Origin of the sequence: Roseateles sp. So40a, assembly GCF_048081605.1 — a bacterium.
Lineage (GTDB): Bacteria > Pseudomonadota > Gammaproteobacteria > Burkholderiales > Burkholderiaceae_C > Roseateles.
Window position 1 is genome coordinate 82,099 of sequence record NZ_CP182288.1, and the last position, 16,848, is coordinate 98,946.

Annotated in this window: 14 protein-coding genes; 11 read left to right on the forward strand and 3 right to left on the reverse strand. The window is 70.3% G+C overall.

What is annotated here, in order from left to right; all coding sequences use genetic code 11:
• Positions 1–66: 66 nt before the first annotated feature.
• From ACNI65_RS00385 to ACNI65_RS00415, 7 genes are read left to right on the forward strand one after another with little or no spacing between them, the layout of a single operon-like run.
• A complete protein-coding gene (locus ACNI65_RS00385; RefSeq protein WP_416760579.1) occupies positions 67–951 on the forward strand; it encodes an HlyC/CorC family transporter in 885 nt (294 codons plus the stop codon).
• Complete coding sequence (lnt, locus tag ACNI65_RS00390) at positions 951–2,474, forward strand: apolipoprotein N-acyltransferase (protein WP_416760580.1); 1,524 nt, start codon at positions 951–953, stop codon at positions 2,472–2,474. The genes ACNI65_RS00385 and lnt overlap by 1 nt, the downstream gene beginning before the upstream one ends.
• Before the next feature lie 43 nt (positions 2,475–2,517).
• Positions 2,518–3,501 (forward strand): glycine--tRNA ligase subunit alpha, encoded by a 984-nt coding sequence (glyQ, locus tag ACNI65_RS00395; protein ID WP_416760581.1) that lies wholly within the window; start codon positions 2,518–2,520, stop codon positions 3,499–3,501.
• Between the two features lie 21 nt (positions 3,502–3,522).
• Entirely contained in the window at positions 3,523–5,664 is a 2,142-nt protein-coding gene (glyS, locus tag ACNI65_RS00400) for a glycine--tRNA ligase subunit beta (RefSeq protein WP_416760582.1), read from the forward strand.
• A 59-nt stretch (positions 5,665–5,723) separates the two neighbouring features.
• Positions 5,724–6,374 (forward strand): D-glycero-beta-D-manno-heptose 1,7-bisphosphate 7-phosphatase, encoded by a 651-nt coding sequence (gene gmhB / locus ACNI65_RS00405; RefSeq protein WP_416760583.1) that lies wholly within the window; start codon positions 5,724–5,726, stop codon positions 6,372–6,374.
• Between the two features lie 11 nt (positions 6,375–6,385).
• Positions 6,386–7,117, forward strand: a complete 732-nt coding sequence (locus tag ACNI65_RS00410; protein ID WP_416763530.1) for a lysophospholipid acyltransferase family protein — start codon at positions 6,386–6,388, stop codon at positions 7,115–7,117.
• 15 nt (positions 7,118–7,132) lie between these two features.
• On the forward strand, positions 7,133–8,074 hold the full coding sequence (locus ACNI65_RS00415) for a M48 family metallopeptidase (RefSeq protein WP_416760584.1): 942 nt from the start codon (positions 7,133–7,135) through the stop codon (positions 8,072–8,074).
• 308 nt (positions 8,075–8,382) lie between these two features.
• On the opposite strand, the gene ACNI65_RS00420 is transcribed toward ACNI65_RS00415, so the two are convergent.
• Positions 8,383–9,438, reverse strand: coding sequence for an MBL fold metallo-hydrolase (locus ACNI65_RS00420; RefSeq protein ID WP_416760585.1), 1,056 nt, complete (start codon positions 9,436–9,438; stop codon positions 8,383–8,385).
• Between the two features lie 45 nt (positions 9,439–9,483).
• Between ACNI65_RS00420 and ACNI65_RS00425 the strand changes: the two genes are divergently transcribed.
• The 4 genes from ACNI65_RS00425 to ACNI65_RS00440 all read left to right on the forward strand — a co-directional run bounded on the left by ACNI65_RS00425 (position 9,484) and on the right by ACNI65_RS00440 (position 12,867).
• Positions 9,484–9,936, forward strand: coding sequence for a MerR family transcriptional regulator (locus tag ACNI65_RS00425; RefSeq protein ID WP_416760586.1), 453 nt, complete (start codon positions 9,484–9,486; stop codon positions 9,934–9,936).
• A complete protein-coding gene (locus ACNI65_RS00430) occupies positions 9,933–10,373 on the forward strand; it encodes an S-adenosylmethionine decarboxylase family protein (RefSeq protein WP_416760587.1) in 441 nt (146 codons plus the stop codon). The genes ACNI65_RS00425 and ACNI65_RS00430 overlap by 4 nt, the downstream gene beginning before the upstream one ends.
• A gap of 128 nt (positions 10,374–10,501) precedes the next feature.
• A complete protein-coding gene (locus tag ACNI65_RS00435) occupies positions 10,502–11,749 on the forward strand; it encodes a YjgN family protein (protein ID WP_416760588.1) in 1,248 nt (415 codons plus the stop codon).
• 14 nt (positions 11,750–11,763) lie between these two features.
• Positions 11,764–12,867: a M48 family metallopeptidase gene (locus ACNI65_RS00440; protein ID WP_416760589.1), complete on the forward strand. Its 1,104-nt coding sequence runs from the start codon at positions 11,764–11,766 to the stop codon at positions 12,865–12,867.
• Positions 12,868–12,891: 24 nt separating this feature from the next.
• Here the strand turns inward: ACNI65_RS00440 and ACNI65_RS00445 are convergent, their stop codons facing one another.
• Both ACNI65_RS00445 and ACNI65_RS00450 read right to left on the reverse strand, forming a co-directional pair.
• Positions 12,892–16,146, reverse strand: a complete 3,255-nt coding sequence (locus ACNI65_RS00445) for a prolyl oligopeptidase family serine peptidase (RefSeq protein ID WP_416760590.1) — start codon at positions 16,144–16,146, stop codon at positions 12,892–12,894.
• Between the two features lie 8 nt (positions 16,147–16,154).
• Positions 16,155–16,847: an alpha/beta hydrolase gene (locus ACNI65_RS00450; RefSeq protein ID WP_416760591.1), complete on the reverse strand. Its 693-nt coding sequence runs from the start codon at positions 16,845–16,847 to the stop codon at positions 16,155–16,157.
• Between the last annotated feature and the right edge of the window lies 1 nt (position 16,848).

Here is a 16,848-nt window from a genome sequence, read left to right on the forward strand (position 1 = left end):
TGTTTCAAGCGAATGTCAATGTCAATCGGTTATTCTGGCGCCTCTTCAACGACGGCACCCACGACAGTGTCTGAACCTCAGCCTAGTCGGCCCGCCAAGCATGGCGGGCGTGGCAACGACCAGCGCGGTCTCCTCGATCGCGTCCTCGAATTCCTGCACCCCGGCCCCGACTCGACCAGCGAGCTGATCGAGAACTTCGCCGACGCGGAGGAGCGCGATCTGATCGCGCCCGAATCGCGCCAGATGCTTGAAGGCGTCCTGCGCATGGCCGAGCTCAGCGCCGGCGACGTGATGGTCGCCGCGCCCCGGATGGACCTGCTGGACATCCAGTGGCCCTCCGACGAGCTCTTCGCGACCGTCATCGACACCGGTCACTCGCGTTTCCCGGTCTACGACGGCCAACGGGACAACATCATCGGCATCCTGCTGGCCAAGGACCTGCTCAAGCTCCAGCGCGCCCCGGAACTGAACCTGCGCGCGCTCCTGCGCCCGGCAGTTTTCGTGCCCGAGAGCAAGGGCCTGAACGAGTTGCTGCGCGATTTCCGGTCCAACCGGAATCACCTGGCCATCGTCATCGACGAATTCGGCAACACCGCCGGGCTGATCACCATCGAGGACGTGCTCGAGGAGATCGTCGGCGAGATCGAGGATGAATTCGACGTCGGCGACGGCGACGCGGGCATCTACACGCTGGCCGACGGCAGCTACCGCGTCGCGGGCGATGCGCACATCGCCGCGGTCAACGAGGCCTTCGGGCTGTCGCTGCCGGTGGACGCCTTCGACACCATCGGCGGGCTGGTCGCGCACGAGCACGGCCGCGTGCCGCGCCGCGGCGAGACCGTGGAGGTCGCCGGACTGCGCTTCGCCGTGATGATCAACCGCGGCGGTGCCGTGCGCTGGTTCAAGGTCACCCGCGCGCCGGCCGCCGAGGCCGACGACCACAGCGGCTGATGCGCCGCGGAGCTCCCTCGCCCGGGTGGGTCTGGTGGCGCCATCCGGCGCTGGCGCTCGTCGCGGGCGCGCTGCACACGGCGTCCTTCGCCCCGAGTCCCGCCTGGTGGCTGCAGCCGCTGGCGCTGGCCTGGCTGTTCCTCGCCTGCGACGGCGCGCGACCGCGCCGCGCCGCGCTGACCGGCGCGCTCTTCGGCGTGGGCTGGCTGGCGTCGGGCCTCTGGTGGCTCTACATCAGCATGCACGACTTCGGGCACCTGAACCCGGTCGTGTCCGCGCTGGCGGTGCTGGCGCTGGCGCTGTTCCTGTCGACCTACTACGCGATCGCGCTGGGCGTGGCGGCGCGCTGGACGACGGGTGCTTCGGCGACGCGACGCGCCTTGGCCTTCGCCGGGCTGTGGCTGGCGGCGGAGCTCGCCCGGGCGAGCTTCCTCACCGGCTTCCCCTGGATCGCCAGTGGCTACGCGCACACGCAGGGGCCGCTCGCGGCGCTGGCGCCGTATGTCGGCGTGTACGGCATCGCGGCGGTGTCGGCCCTCGGCGCCGCGGCGCTGGCGTTGCGGCATTGGAGGCTGCTGGGCGCGATGGCGCTGGCCATCGGCGCCGCGCAGTTCCTGCCCGCCGACTTCACCCGCTCCACGGGCACGCTGGCCGTGTCGCTGGTGCAGCCCAACATCCCGCAGGATCAGAAGTTTGATCGCGACCGCTTCGATCAGAACTTCGACCAACTGGTCGCGCTGATCGAATCGTCGCGCGGGCAGATCGTGATCACGCCGGAGTCGGTGCTGCCGGTGCCGCTCGCCTTCCTCGCCGAGGACCACACCGCGCGGCTGAACCGCGGCGCCGCCGTGCGGCCGCTGCTGTTGGGCACCTTCCTCGGCAACTCGACGGACGGGTTCGTGAACTCGCTGGCCGGACTGGGCATTCCCGGCGGCTACGACTACGGCAAGCGCCACCTGCTGCCCTTTGGCGAGTACGTCCCGCCGGGCTTCCACTGGTTCGTCACCGCGATGCGCATCCCGATGGATGACCAGGCGAGCGGCACGCATCAGCGCGCGCTGGCCTTCGCCGGTCAGCGCCTGCGACCGCTGATCTGCTACGAGGATCTGTTCGGCGAGGACGTGGTGGCCAGCGTGCTGGACGGGGGCGTCTCGGGCGACGCCGCCGCGACGATGTTCGTCAACGCCAGCAACCTGGCCTGGTTCGGGCCCCGCATGGTCCAGGACCAGCACCTGCAGTTCTCGCGGATGCGGGCGCTGGAGTTCCAGCGGCCGGTGGTGCGCGCGACCAACACCGGCGCGACCGCGCACGTCGACCACCACGGCCAGGTGCTCGCGCGGCTGCCGGCGGACACGGCGGGCGTGCTCGAGGTGACGGTGGAGGGCCGCACCGGCACCACGCCGTACGCGCGATGGCTCGCCGCGGCCGGGCTCTGGCCGCTGTGGGTGCTGGCGGCGCTCGGCGTGCTGCCGGTGCTGTGGCGCGGCCGGCGCGCCGGGTCCACCCTCTCGGGCCGCACATAGAATCGGTCGTTTTGCTCCACCGCCGGCCTCGGCCCGACGCCCCATGCTGACTTTCCAGCAACTGATCCTCCGCCTGCAGGAATACTGGTCCAAGCAGGGTTGCGCCCTGCTGCAGCCCTATGACATGGAAGTCGGCGCCGGCACCAGCCACACCGCGACCTTCCTGCGCGCGCTCGGTCCCGAGCCCTGGAAAGCCGCCTACGTGCAGCCCAGCCGCCGTCCCAAGGACGGCCGCTACGGCGAGAACCCCAACCGGCTGCAGCACTATTACCAGTTCCAGGTCGTGCTCAAGCCCGCGCCGGCCAACATCCTGGAGCTGTATCTCGGCTCGCTCGAGGCGCTGGGCTTCGACCTGAAGAAGAACGACGTCCGCTTCGTCGAGGACGACTGGGAGAACCCCACGCTCGGCTGCTGGGGCCTGGGCTGGGAGGTCTGGCTCAACGGCATGGAGGTGACGCAGTTCACCTACTTCCAGCAGGTCGGCGGCATCGACTGCAAGCCCATCACCGGCGAGATCACCTATGGCCTGGAGCGCCTGGCGATGTACCTGCAGGGCAAGGAATCGGTGTACGACCTGGTCTACACCGACGGCCTGACCTACGGCGACGTGTTCCATCAGAACGAGGTCGAGCAGTCGACCTACAACTTCGAGCACAGCGACGTCGACTTCCTGCTCCAGGCCTTCGGCGCCTACGAGCGCAAGTCCAAGGAGCTGATGGACACGCAGCTGGCGCTGCCCGCCTACGAGCAGCTGCTCAAGGCCGGCCACACCTTCAACCTGCTGGACGCGCGCGGCGCGATCAGCGTGACCGAACGCGCCGCCTACATCGGCCGCATCCGCAACCTGGCCCGCGCCGTGGCGCAGAGCTACGTGGACAGCCGCGCCCGACTGGGCTTCCCGATGGCGCCCAAGGCCTGGGCCGACGAGGTCGTGGCGCAGATCGAGAAGAAGAGCGCCGACGCGGCAGTGAAGGCCGAGAAGGCTGACAAGGCCTCGGCCAAGTCGGACAAGTCGCCCGCGGCCTGACGAGACGAGGAACACCGATCCATGACCACGAAGAATCTTCTCGTTGAGCTGTTCGTCGAGGAACTGCCGCCCAAGGCGCTGCGCAAGCTGGGCGAGGCGTTCTCGACCGTGCTGGCCGACTCGCTGAAGGCGCAAGGCCTGGCCCCGGCGGATGCGGCCGTCACCGCCTTCGCCACGCCGCGCCGCCTGGCCGTGCACCTGGGCGGCGTCGCCGCCAAGGCCGCCGACCGCGCCGTGCAGCAGAAGCTGATGCCGGTGGCCGTCGCGCTGGACGCCGCGGGCAACGCCACGCCCGCGCTGCTGAAGAAGCTGGCCGCGGTCGGCGCGGATGCCTCCGCGGTCGCGAGCCTCAAGCGCGCGCCCGACGGCAAGGCCGAGGCGCTGTTCCTGGACTCCGTCATGCCCGGCGTGTCGCTGAAGGACGGCCTGCAGAAGGCGCTGGACGAGGCGCTGGCCAAGCTGCCCATTCCCAAGGTCATGACCTACCAGCTGGCCGACGGCTGGAGCGACGTCAAGTTCGTGCGTCCGGCCCATGGCCTGATCGCGCTGCATGGCGACGAGCTCGTCGAGATCGGCGCGCTGGGCCTGACCGCCGGCCGCGTGACGCGTGGCCATCGCTTCGAGGCCAAGGCCGACGCCATCGAGATCAGGCACGCCGACACCTACGAGCAGCAGCTGCGGGAAGAGGGCGCGGTGATCGCGTCCTTCGATCAGCGCCGCGCCGAGATCGTGCGTCAGCTGCAGGCGCAGGCCGAGCCGCTGGGCCTGTCGCCGATCGACGCGCCCGAGCTGCTCGACGAGGTGACCGCGCTGGTGGAACTGCCCAACGTGCTGTCCTGCCAGTTCGAGCCCGAGTTCCTGGCCGTGCCGCAGGAATGCCTGATCCTGACGATGAAGGCCAACCAGAAGTACTTCCCGCTGCTGGACGGCCACGGCAAGCTGACCCACCGCTTCCTGGTGGTCAGCAACGTCCATCCGGAGGACGCGTCCAAGGTCATCGAGGGCAACGAGCGCGTCGTGCGTCCGCGCCTGGCCGACGCGAAGTTCTTCTTCGACCAGGACCGCAAGAAGACGCTGGCCTCGCGCGTGGAGGGCCTGGGCAAGGTCGTGTATCACGGCAAGCTCGGCAGCCAGGGCGAGCGCACCGAGCGCGTGCGGGCGATCGCGCATGCGATCGTCAACCAGCTGCGCATGGCCCAGCACCCGTACACGGTCGAGGCCAAGGACGAGTTCGACGTGCTCGACAGCAAGGCCCAGGAAGCCGCCGTGCTGGCCAAGGCCGACCTGCTGACCGACATGGTCGGCGAGTTCCCCGAGCTGCAGGGCATCATGGGCGGCTACTACGCGCGCCATGAGGGCCTGCGCGACGGCGTGGCCAAGGCCATCGAGGACCACTACAAGCCGCGCTTCGCCGGCGACGCGCTGCCGCGCAACCACACCGGCACCGTCGTGGCGCTGGCCGACAAGCTCGAGACGCTGATCGGCCTGTTCGGCATCGGCCAGCTGCCCACCGGCGACAAGGACCCGTTCGCGCTGCGCCGTCACGCGCTGGGCGTGATCCGCATCCTGGTCGAGAACCACATGCACCTGTCGCTGCCCGAGCTGATCCAGGGCGCGCTGCCGGCCTTCGGCGAGCTGATCCAGGATCCGACCGAGCCGCTGCTGGGCTTCTTCGCCGACCGGCTGGCGGTCAACCTGCGCGACCAGGGCTACAGCGCCCAGGAAGTCGACGCGGTGCTGGCGCTGAACCCGGCGCGCCTGGGCGACGTGCCCAAGCGCCTGGGCGCGGTGCGCGACTTCGCGGCGCTGCCGGAATCGGCCTCGCTGGCCGCGGCCAACAAGCGCGTGGGCAACATCCTCAAGAAGATCGAGGGTGAGCTGCCGACCGAGGTGAAGCCCGCGCTGCTGACCGAGGCCGCCGAGAAGGCGCTCGCCGACGCGCTGGCCGGCGTGAAGCCGCAGGCCGACGCGCTCTTCGAGCAGCACGACTACGCCGGCTCGCTGAAGGCGCTGGCCGCGCTCAAGGCGCCGGTCGACGCGTTCTTCGACGACGTGATGGTCAACGCCGAGGACCCCGCGCTGCGCGCCAATCGCCAGGCGCTGCTCAAGCAGCTGCACGACGCGATGAACCGCGTCGCGGACCTGTCGCGCCTGGCGGCCTGATCGCCCGGCCCCCGGACCGCCTCGGCTCCCCACCCGCCTGACCCACCCCGGAGCCCTCGATGCCCAATCGGTCCGACCATCCGCATGGCATGAAGCTGGTGATCCTCGGCCGCGACGGCACGATCAACCGCTACCGCGACGACCACGTGAAGTCGCCCGAGGAACTCGATCCGCTGCCCGGCGCGCTCGAGGCCATCGCGCGGCTGAACCACGCCGGCTGGCACACGGTCATGGCCACGAACCAGCCCGGCATCGGCCGCGGGCTGATCGACATGGCCTCGCTCAACGCGGTCCACCTGCGGCTCAACCAGCTGCTGGCGGAGCGGGGCGGCCGGCTGGACGCCGCGTTCTTCTGCCCGCACGCGCCCGAGGACAACTGCAACTGCCGCAAGCCGCTGCCCGGTCTGGTCGAACAGATCGGCGAGCGCTTCGGCGTGGACCTGCAGCATGTGCACATGGTCGGCGCCAGCGTGCGTGACCTGCAGACGGCGCACAACGCCGGCTGCGTGCCGCACCTGGTGCGCGGCGACCGGCTGGCCGGCGTCGACGAGGCGCAGCTGCAGGAGCAGATCGCGCTGGTGCCCGGCTCGCGGGTGCATCAGGACCTGGCCGCCTTCGCCGAAGCCCTCATCCACGCGGAACGCCGCGCCCGCGCCGAGTCGCGGGGCGAGTCCGCCGAACCCGATACCGCCCCTGGAGACCTGGGCTGACCCCGATGCTGATCACCGCGCTGCGTTCCTTCCTCTTCGTCATCTACCTGATCGTCACCGTCGTGCCCTGGGGCAGCGCCGTCGTGCTCTGCTCGCTGTTCCTGAACAGCACGCAGCTGTACTGGATGTGCGCGACCTGGCTGCGCATCGCCATCTGGGGCGCCAAGCTGATCTGCGGCGTGCATTGGCGCGTGCGCGGCATGGAGCACCTGCCCACCGACCCGAAGCAGTCGGTCATCCTGCTGTCCAAGCACCAGTCGACCTGGGAGACCTTCGCCTACCCGATGCTGATGCCGCGCCCGCTGGCCTACGTGTTCAAGCGCGAGCTGATCTACATCCCGTTCTTCGGCTGGTCGATGGCGCGGCTGGACATGATCCACATCGACCGCAGCAAGCGCAGCGAGGCCTGGAACAAGGTGGCCGCGCAGGGCAAGCGCATCGCGGCGCTGGGCAACTGGATCATCATGTTCCCGGAAGGCACCCGCGTGGCGCGCGGCAAGGCCGGTGAGTACAAGACCGGCGGCACCCGCCTGGCGGTGGAGACCGGCGTGCCGGTCGTGCCCATCGCGATGAACTCCGCCAGCTGCTGGCCGCGCAAGAGCTTCCTGCTGCGCCCCGGCACCATCGACATCTCCATCGGACCGATGATCTCCAGCGAGGGCCGCGCGCCGGCCGAGCTGATGAAGGAAGTCCAGGCCTGGATCGAGGCCGAGATGCGGGTGTTGGATCCTTCGGCCTACTGATTACACTCGCAGCCCATGCTGCCTTCCAAGCGTCGGGGTCTGGGCACGCTGCTGAACAAGTTCACGCAGTTGTCGCTGTTCGACGCCGAGCCCACCCCCGCCCCTCCGACTCCCGTTCCGGACCCGCTCGTCCCGGCGCCGCGCTCGCGCGTCCAGCCGGGATCACCGGGCTCACCGGGTGCGACCGGAGCGTCGGGTGCGTCCCTTCGCCAGGTCTTGCTGCAGGGGCAGGCGATTCCCTATGAGCTCAAGCGCGCGCGGCGCCGCAGCATCGGCTTCACCGTCAGCGAGGACGGCTTGCGGGTGTCCGCGCCGAAGTGGGTGCCGCTGGGCGACATCGACAACGCGCTGCAGCAGAAGGCCGACTGGATCCTGCGCAAGCTCGTCGAGCAGCGTGAGCGCGCCAAGCGCACGCAGGCCGCGCGCATCCTCTGGGGCGACGGCTGCAGCCTGCCCTATCTGGGCGAGCCGCTGATCGTCGTGCTGGACCCGTCGATGACGGGCGCGCGGCTGGACGAGGGTCAGGCCGATCCGCAACCGACGCTGGCCACCGTGCCGCGACGCATGCTGTACCTTGGCCTGCCGCAGAACGCCGAACCCGAGCAGATCCGCGACGCGGTGCAGGCCTGGCTGCAGCGCCAGGCGCGTCAGCGCTTCGAGCTGCGCTGCCGCCACTTCGCCGAACCGCTGGGCGTGACGATGACCGGCCTGCGCCTGTCCTCGGCGCAGACCCGCTGGGGCAGCGCCAGCGCCGACGGCATGATCCGGCTCAACTGGCGGCTGATCCACTTCTCGCCGGCGCTGATCGACTACGTGGTCGCGCACGAGCTGGCCCATCTCAAGGAGATGAACCACAGCCCGCGTTTCTGGGCGGTGGTGCGCTCGGTGTTCCCGGAATACGAACTTGCCCGGGACCGTCTCAAGCAGGCGGTGTTGCCGCTGATGGACGAGGCCTGAGCGTCTTTCGCGAAAAGCGTCAATCGTTCAGCTTGAGAGCGGTAAACGTTCGCACTTCCCCCTTTGGGGGGGCTTGTAGCTGATTTGAGTGGCGCAGACACTGCGGGCTTGCTGTCATCACCCGCATTTGAGCCAGAACCGGCGGTTCCGGTCCCGATGGCGCCCAGGGTCCCCCAGCCACGTGGCTGAGCCAGGAGACCCGCGCTCGGCACCGATGAGCTCGATGCATAAAAAGGCCCAGCGCCGCCGTCCCGTGACCGGGTCGGCGGCGACTGTCTTTCTGGGGTCCGATTTCCTTGATCGACGGCTCAGGCCGAGAACCGATACACGCCGTCCGCGTCCAGGTGGCGGCGCAGTTGCCCGCCCAGCCACAGCCGATTCAGGTGGGCGACCGCCTCGCCCATGGCGAAGGTCGTCTGGTGCAGGTCCAGCGGCCGGCGGAACATCATCGGCAACAGCTCCGCCGCCTGGCACGGTTTGGCGGTGCAGGCCTCGACGACCTCGGCCAGCCGCTCGCGGTGGTGCTCCTGCAGCTGATCGATGCGCGCGTGCAGCCCGCGGAAGGGCTTGCCGTGAGCGGGAAGCACCAGCGTGTCGGCGGGCAGCGGGGTGAGCCGCTCCAGCGACTCCAGGTAGAGCGTGAGCGGATCAGCCTCGGGCTCGACGTCCACGACCGACACATTGGTCGAGATGCGCGGCAGCACCATGTCGCCGGAGATCATCACGCCCAGCGAGGCGCTGTGCAGGCTGATGTGCTCGGGCGCGTGGCCGTAACCGACGAGGCAGCGCCAGTCGTGATCGCCAACGCGCACCACCCCGCCGTCCATCAGGCGGCGGTACGCGGACGGGACGGCGGGGACCATGCTCGGGTAGTAGCTGGCGCGGCCGCGGATCTTGTCCAGCGCGTCGGGGTCGCTGAGGCCGTGGCTGCCGAAGAAGGCCGCGGCGGCCTCGCCGCCCATGCCCACCGTCGACGACGAGGCCAGGCGCGCGAGCTGGTAATCGGTCGCGCTGATCCAGAGCCGGCAGGACCAGCGTTCGGTGAGCCAGTGCGCCAGGCCCATGTGATCGGGATGGAAGTGCGTGACGATGACCCGCAGCACCGGCAGCCCGTCCAGGCGCTCGGCGAAGACGCGCTCCCAGTTGGCCTTCGTGGCGTCGCTGTGGATGCCGCAGTCGACGATCGTCCAGCCCTCGCGTCCGTCCTGGACGTCGCGCAGCAGCCAGAGGTTGATGTGGTCCAGCGCGAAGGGCAGTCCCATCCGCACCCACCGCACGCCGGGCAGCAGGTCCAGGGCCTCGCCGGGCCCGGGCAGCGTGTCGCCCAGGGGGTAGGTGAGTTCGGATTCGCGGGGATTGGCCATGGCTATAGACTTACGTTTACGTCAACGTCATTTGCCAGTGTAGCCATGAGCACCGAACCCCGCCCGACCCCGGCCGACGAGCTGTCCGAGGAGTCGCTGCCCGAAGCCGGCGACGACGCGGGACCGCTGTTCACCATCACCGAGCTCGCCGCCGAGTTCGACATCACGCCGCGCGCAATCCGCTTCTACGAGGACATGGGGCTGCTGACGCCCGCGCGCGCCGGCCGCAATCGCGTCTACACCCAGCGCGACCGCACGCGGCTGAAGCTGACCCTGCGCGGCAAGCGCCTCGGGCTGGCGCTGCAGGAGATCAAGCAGCTGGTGGACATGTACGACAGCCATTCGGACACCGTGCCGCAGCTGCGCGCCTTTCTGGGCGTGCTCGAGCAGCACCGCCGCCAGCTGCGTCAGCAGCTGAGCGACATCGAGGTGACGCTGGCCGAGATCACCCAGCACGAGGAGCGCTGCCACGCGCTGCTGGCCGAGGCCGGTCAGTGAAGGGCCTGCACCTGACGGCCGACCTGGCCGGCTGCGCGCGACACGCGCTGCTGACCGACGGCGACGCGCTGGCGTGGCTGGCCCGCGGCGCGGCGCGCGGGGCGGGGCTGTCGGTCGTCGGGGAGCACTGGCACCGATTCCCGGACGCGGCCGACGGCCAGCCCGGCGGCATCACCGGCATGCTGCTGCTCGCGGAGTCGCATGTGGCGCTGCACACCTGGCCGGAACTCGGCGCGGTGACGCTGGACGTCTACGTCTGCAACTACGGCGGCGACAACTCCGAGAAAGCGCGCGGCCTGATGGCCGCGCTGGTGGCGGCGTTCGAGCCGGCCTCGGCGTCGCATCAGGCCCTGCATCGCGGCATGGATCACGGCATCGAGGACGGCATCGCGAGCGGCCGGGATGACGCCAGCACGTCGGGCGTCCAGGCCGCGTAGACTCTCGCCCCGGGCGCTGAGCGCCCGCGAAGAACAGGCCGGCAAGGCCGCCAAGGCTGAAGCGGGCGCGAGAGGGTGCCCGGACACGACAGCGTGCACGCGTAGAGGGCGCAGAGGGAGTATCGGGAGTGATCGACGACAAGACCGCACGGGCGTTCGCGCCGACGTTGCCGCCGTCGCTGGACGACGACGCACCGGAGGCGGCCCGGCCTCGCCAGCGCGTGAAACCGATCGACCGGCCGTGGACGGCCGACGGCGGTCCGATGGCCACCGGTCTGCTGGCCAAGGCGCATGAGCAGCGCCTGGTCTTCACCGGCACCGGCGCCGAGTACTTCCGCCTCTGGATCGTCAACACGCTGCTGACGCTGGCCACGCTGGGCGTCTATTCCGCCTGGGCCAAGCGCCGCAAGGCCCGCTGGTTCGCGCGGCACACGCTGCTGGCCGGCGAGCCCTTCGACTTCCACGGCGACCCGCGCCGCATCCTCGTCGGGCGCGTGCTCGCGCTGACGCTGCTGGTCTGCTACGGCCATGCCTTCGAATGGTCCAAGGCCGCGGGCTTCGTGATGCTCGGCGTGCTCTACGGCCTGGGGCCGATGCTCTTCGCCGGCGCGCAGCGCTTCAAGCTCGGCAACACGAGCTGGCGCGGCGTGCGTTTCGGCTTCCATGCGAGCGCGCCGGTCGTGTACGCGTCCTGCCTGCCGCTGCTGGTGGCGTGGACGGTCGCGTCCATCGGCGCCAGCATGGGCCTGAACCGCTACGTGATCGGGCTGGTGGCGCTGGGCGTCAGTCTGCTGTTCCCGCTGGCGCACGGCTGGCTCAAGCGCTTCCAGCATCGCCATGCGCGTTACGGGGAGCGCGCCTTCAGCTTCGACCTGCCGGTGCGCGAGTTCTACGGCCTGTACCTCGCGCTGGTGGGCCTGATGTTCCTGGCGGGACTGGCGGCCTTCGTCGTCTCGGCGCTGGTCGTGTGGGGCGTGCAGTCCGTCGGCGGTCCGAGGATGACCGGCGTGCGCTTGCTGTCCTCGCTCGTGACGATGGGCGTGGTGTGGGTGATCGGCTGGCCGGTCTACATCGCGCGGCTGCAGAAGCTCATCTGGAACAACACGCGCCTGGAAGGCGGGATCGAGTTCCGGTACGACCTGCCCGCGATGAAGCTCTTCGGCACGCTGGCCGTGCATGGGCTGCTGACCGTGTTGACGCTGGGCCTGTACTGGCCCTTCCTGGCCGTGCGCCTGGCGCGGCTGCGCGTGGCGGGCATGACCGTGCTGTCCGACGAGCCCGTGGGCACGATGCGCGTGCGCGCGGCCTCGACCGGCCGGCGAGGGGCCGCCGGTGACGGCGTGGCGGATGCCTTCGGGCTGGACATCGGCTGGTGAGCGGAGCACGCGGAATGACATCGCAGACCCACACCGGCCTGGGCCGCTGGTACGAAGGCACGGACACCCTGGCGCAGGACGTGCGCGTGCGCCTGACCCGCAACAGCATCGAATTCATGCCCTGGCCGCCGCGGCCGCAGGCCTCGTCGTCGGCACCGCCGTCCGAGGCGGAACTCGCCGCCTCGCAGCCCTCGCTGCCCGGCCTGCGCCGTTATGCGCGGCGCGCCCTGCAGGTCGGCGAATGGTGGCGCGGCAGCCCGACGCCGGTGGGCCTGCCCGACGGCGGCACGCTCTGGCTGCCGGAGGACAGCCCGATGGGCCGCGAGCTCGGCGGCAAGGCGCTGACCACGCAGCTGAGCGCGCATTGGGCCTGGGTCGTGTGCTGCGTGGTGGTGCTGGTGTCGCTGGTGGCCTGGTTTGATCGCCAGGGCGCGGGGCTGCTGGCCAGCGCCGCGCTGCCGCTGGTCCCCCAGCGCATCGATCAGGCGCTGGGCCAGCAGGTCGAGGCACAACTCGGCCGCGAGTTCCTGCGTCCGTCGCGGCTGCCCCAATGGCGCCAGGAGCGGCTGCAGGACCGCTTCGATGCGCTCGCCGATCGCTCCTTCCCCGGCGTCACGCTGGAGCTGCGCTTCGCGCGGCTCAAGGACCGGGCCGGCTTCAACGCGATGGCGCTGCCCAACGGCACGATCGTCGTGCTCGACGGCATGGCCGAGGCGCTGACCGACGACGAGCTGATCGCGGTGCTCGGCCACGAGGCCGGCCATGTGAAGCATCGGCACTCGATGCGCCACCTGGTGCAGGCCGCGGGTCTGGTGACGGTGGCCGGCGCGGTGCTGGGCGACTTCTCCACCGTGGCGGCGGGCACGCTGGCGTCGGTGCAGACGCTGCGCTACAGCCGCGACGCCGAGCGCCAGTCCGACGCCGAGGCGCAACGCGTGATCCTGCGCGAGCACCTGCCCAACGAGACGCTCGTGGGGGCCTGGATCAAGCTGCGCGAGCAGATGCGCGCCAGCGGCCAGGTGGACAGCGGGCCGGGGTGGCTGTCGACGCATCCGCCGATCGCCGAGCGCATCGAAACCGCGCGCCGCGCGGCCCAGGAAGCCGAGCCCGCGCGCTGATCCGGCGCGGCGGGCGCGTGGGCATCACTTCGCGCTGGTCGTCGCCGGCGCTTCCTGGCCCTTGGCCACGGCGGACTCCGCAGGTTGGCTGGCCGGCTTGAACTGGCCCATCACGTCGCGCTTGCCGCGTTCCAGGTAGGGCACGGGCTTGTCCATCCACTCGGGACGCGGGCTGCCGAGCAGGTAATGGTCGAAGAACTCGGCCATGTGCACGGTGTAGTGCTTCATGTTGTCGCGCTCCCGCAGGCCGTGCTTCTCGCCGTTGTAGTTGAACCAGTAGGCTTCCTTGCCCAGGCGGCGCAGCGCGGTGAAGAACTCGATGCCCTGGTACCAGGGCACCGCGTCGTCCTCGTCGTTGTGGATGGTCAGGTAGGGCGTGGTGACCTTGTCGACGCGGAAGATCGGCGAGTTCTCCAGGTACAGGTCGGGCCGTTCCCACGGCGTGGCGCCGATACGGCTCTGGCCGTGTTCGTACTGGAACGCGCGGCTGATGCCCGCGCCCCAGCGGATGCCGCCGTAGCCGCTGACCATGTTGGCCATCGACGCGCCGGCCTCCGCCGCGCGGAACTGGTGGGTGTGCGTGATCAGGTAGTTGATCTGGTACGCGCCCCAGCTGTGGCCCTGGATGCCGACGCGCTTCGGATCGACGAAGCCCTTGGCGATCTGCTGGCGGATCGCCGGCAGCACCGTGTTCATCGCGCTCTGGCCGGGATGGCCGGTCGTGTAGACGATGTCGGGCCGCAGCACGAGGTAGCCGTTGGAGACGTAGCGCGTGACGTTGATGTTCTGGCTCGGCGCGGGCGGGACGTAGCGGAACCGGTTGTCAGTCATCTTCTCGTAGATGTAGACCATCATCGGGTACTGCTTCTTCGGATCGAAGCCCGCCGGCTTGGCCAGCAGCGCGCGCAGCTTCTTGCCGTCCGCGGCCGTGTACTCGATCAGCTCCTGCGTGCCCCAGGCGTATCGCGCCTGCTGCGGATTGGCCTCGCTGAGGCGCTGCGGCTGCTGGAACGCGAGCGTCGAGGTCCAGAGATCGGGGAACTCGGTGAAGGTCTGCTGCGTGAAGACGATGCGGTCCGCGTCCTTGGCCTTGATCAGGCCGCCGATCATCTTGTCGTCCTGGATCAGCGTGCGGGGCGCGCCGCCGGCCGCGTCCACGCGGTAGTAGCCGCTGGCGCGCGTGATGTCGTGCGTGCCGGTCAGCGTGAGCGTGTCGGCGGGCAGCGGCTTCTTGTCGGCGTCCTCGGGATCGAGCGGCACCACGCGCAGCTGCAGCTGCTGCTTGCGGCCCCAGCCCTGCGTCAGGTTGCGCGACTGGCCGGTGGCGGGCTGCACGGCCCAGAGGTCGAACTTGTCGTAGACCACGACGCTGTCGTCATCGGTGGTCCAGCCCGCGCTGCCGTAGGGCGAGGGCAGGTCGGGGACGTCGCGGTCGTCGTTGTCGAAGCGCGACTTGATCTTGCCGGTGAGGTCGATGGCCTGCGCGGTGTCGGTGCGCCACGCCAGCCAGCGCGCGGCGGGCGCATCGAAGCCCAGCACGTAGCGGCCGGTGGGCGACAGCGTCGGCGCGTGGCGCAGCTTGCGTCCGAGCGGCCTGGCCGCGCCGGTGTTCAGGTCCACCGCATAGGCGTCCATGTAGCCGCCTTCCCATGACATCAGCGGGCGGTAGGGCAGATCGCTCAGACCCAGTGCCACGGCGGCGTTCTCGTTGACCTGCACGGTGGGCAGGTCCTTGTTGCCGAGCTGCACGAAGCGCGCAGTGTCGACATCGGTGCCGAGGTGGACCACGGCGCGGTAGCTGCGTGTGCGATCGCGCTCGGCCTTGGCCTTCTGCGCGGACTGCAGCTCGGGATCCTTCCAGTGCCAGAGGTCGACCTTCACCGGCTCGGGCGCGTCCTTGGGCTCGGGCGCAGGCAGCTCGGCCGTGCCCAGGAACAGCCGCTGGCCGTCCTTGCTGAACGCGAGCGGCGCGTGCTCGCTCGGCGTCCAGCCCGCAGGCATCCCGGGCGTCAATGCGCTGACCAGCACCGCCGCGCGCTCCTGGCCGGCTTGCCAGAGGAAGAGCTTGAACGGCGTCGGATCGGGCTTGTCAGACTTCTCGTCCTTGGCGTCCTTGGCGTCCTTGGCGTCCTTGGCGTCCTTGGCGTCGGCCTTCTCGGCCTTCCTTGCCTTCTCCGCGGCCTTGGTTTCCGCGACGTGATCGCGGTTGGACACGAAGGCCAGGCGACGGCCGGCCTCGTCGAAGCGCAGCTGCTTGTAGCTGCCCGCTCCGGCGATCACCGCGCGCGACTGCGTCGGCGCTGACGGGTCGATGACATAGATGCCCTCGCGGGCGCTCTCGTCGACGGCAGGCTTGGCGGTGGCCGTTGGCGCGACGGCGGTCGCGACCGTCGCGTCCGACGCAGGCGCCGCCGCGGGGATCGCGGAGGCCGCCGGGGCCGGCACCGCCGGTGCTGCCGTCTTGGCGGGCTCCTTCGCGGAGTCCTTCGCCGGCTCCTTCACCGACACCACATACGCGAGCAGCGTGCCGGTGTTGTTCCACGCGAAATCGGCGGCGTCCTTGAAGGCGTTGCGCTGCCTGGTGGTGACGTCGATCAGCAGCAAGTCGTTGCCCGGCGTCTTCTTCGCGGAGGGCGCACCACCCTCGGGCGGCGCTTCCTGATCGCGCGATCCATCGTTGCGATCGTCCTGTTCATCGGCCTTCGCGGCGGTCGCCGCCTTGGCGCCGTCCTTCTTCACGGGCGCTTCCAGCAGCATCGCCAGGTGCTGGCTGCCGTCCTTGGCCCAGGCGAAGCGCTTCACGCGCTCGACGCTCTCGACCTGGCCCGTGGCCAGGTCCATCCAGGCGGCGCCGGCCTTGGGCGCGTCGTCGCCCTTCTTCTTGTCCTTCTTCGCCTTGTCGAGCTCCGCGCGCGTGGGCGCGACGGCGAAGGCCAGGTAGCGGCCATCGGCGCTGAAGCTCGGGGTCGTGCCGCGCGGGGCGCGGTACTCGCGGCCGTCGGCGACGCGGCGCACGACCAGCTCCCCATCGGCCTCCTGCGCGACCAGCGCGTAGGCGATCCACTGGCCATCGCGGCTGAGCTGCGTGTGCTGGATGCTGCGCCAGGTGGCGTAGACGTCGTGCGTGATCGGCGCCAGCACGGTGGCGGGCGCGAGCGACGCCGCGGCGACCGCCACCGGCGTCGCCGGCTGCGGCGGGGTGGCCGCGGTCAGCGGCGCCAGCGGCAGCAGCGCCAGGGACAGCGCGGGAAGGGAGAGAGGGAACGGCCGGAGGGACATGGGACGCATCAGGAAGTCGAGGAGGAGGCGGTCAGCGTGGTCACGAGCCAGGCCTGCAGGGCCTGGATCTCGTCCATGCTGACCTCGTGGGCCATGGGGTACTCGTGCCACTCGACCGGGTAGCCCAGGCGGCGCAGCTCAGCGAGCGAGGCCGTCGCGCGCGCCGGCGCGACGACGCCGTCGTTCAGGCCATGCGCCAGGAAGATCGGCGTGTCGGCATTGGCGGCGTGGCGCTCGGTCTCGGTGGTGTCGAGCAGCGGCAGATAACCGGAGAGGCCGACCAGGCCGGCCAGCCGCTTCGGATACCGCAGCCCGGTCATCAACGTCATCGCGCAGCCTTGCGAGAAGCCCATCAGCACGACGCGTTCGGGCGGGATGCCGAACTCGCGCTCCTCACGGGCGATCAGCTCCTCGATCAGCGTCTGCGACACGCGCAGGCCGTTGGCATCCTCGCGCTGGCTGAGGTCGCCATGGCGGATGTCGTACCAGGCGCGCATGCGCATCCCGCCGTTGATCGTCACGGGGATCTCCGGCGCGCTGGGCAGCACCACGCGCAGTCCGCCGTGCGCCAGCACCGGGGAGAGGTCCAGCGCCTGCACGACCGGCACGAAGTCGTTGCCGTCCGCGCCCAGGCCGTGCAGCACCAGCAGGCTGAAGCGCGGCGGGGTGGGGGTCTGCAGTTCGATGGTTTCGAGGTTCATG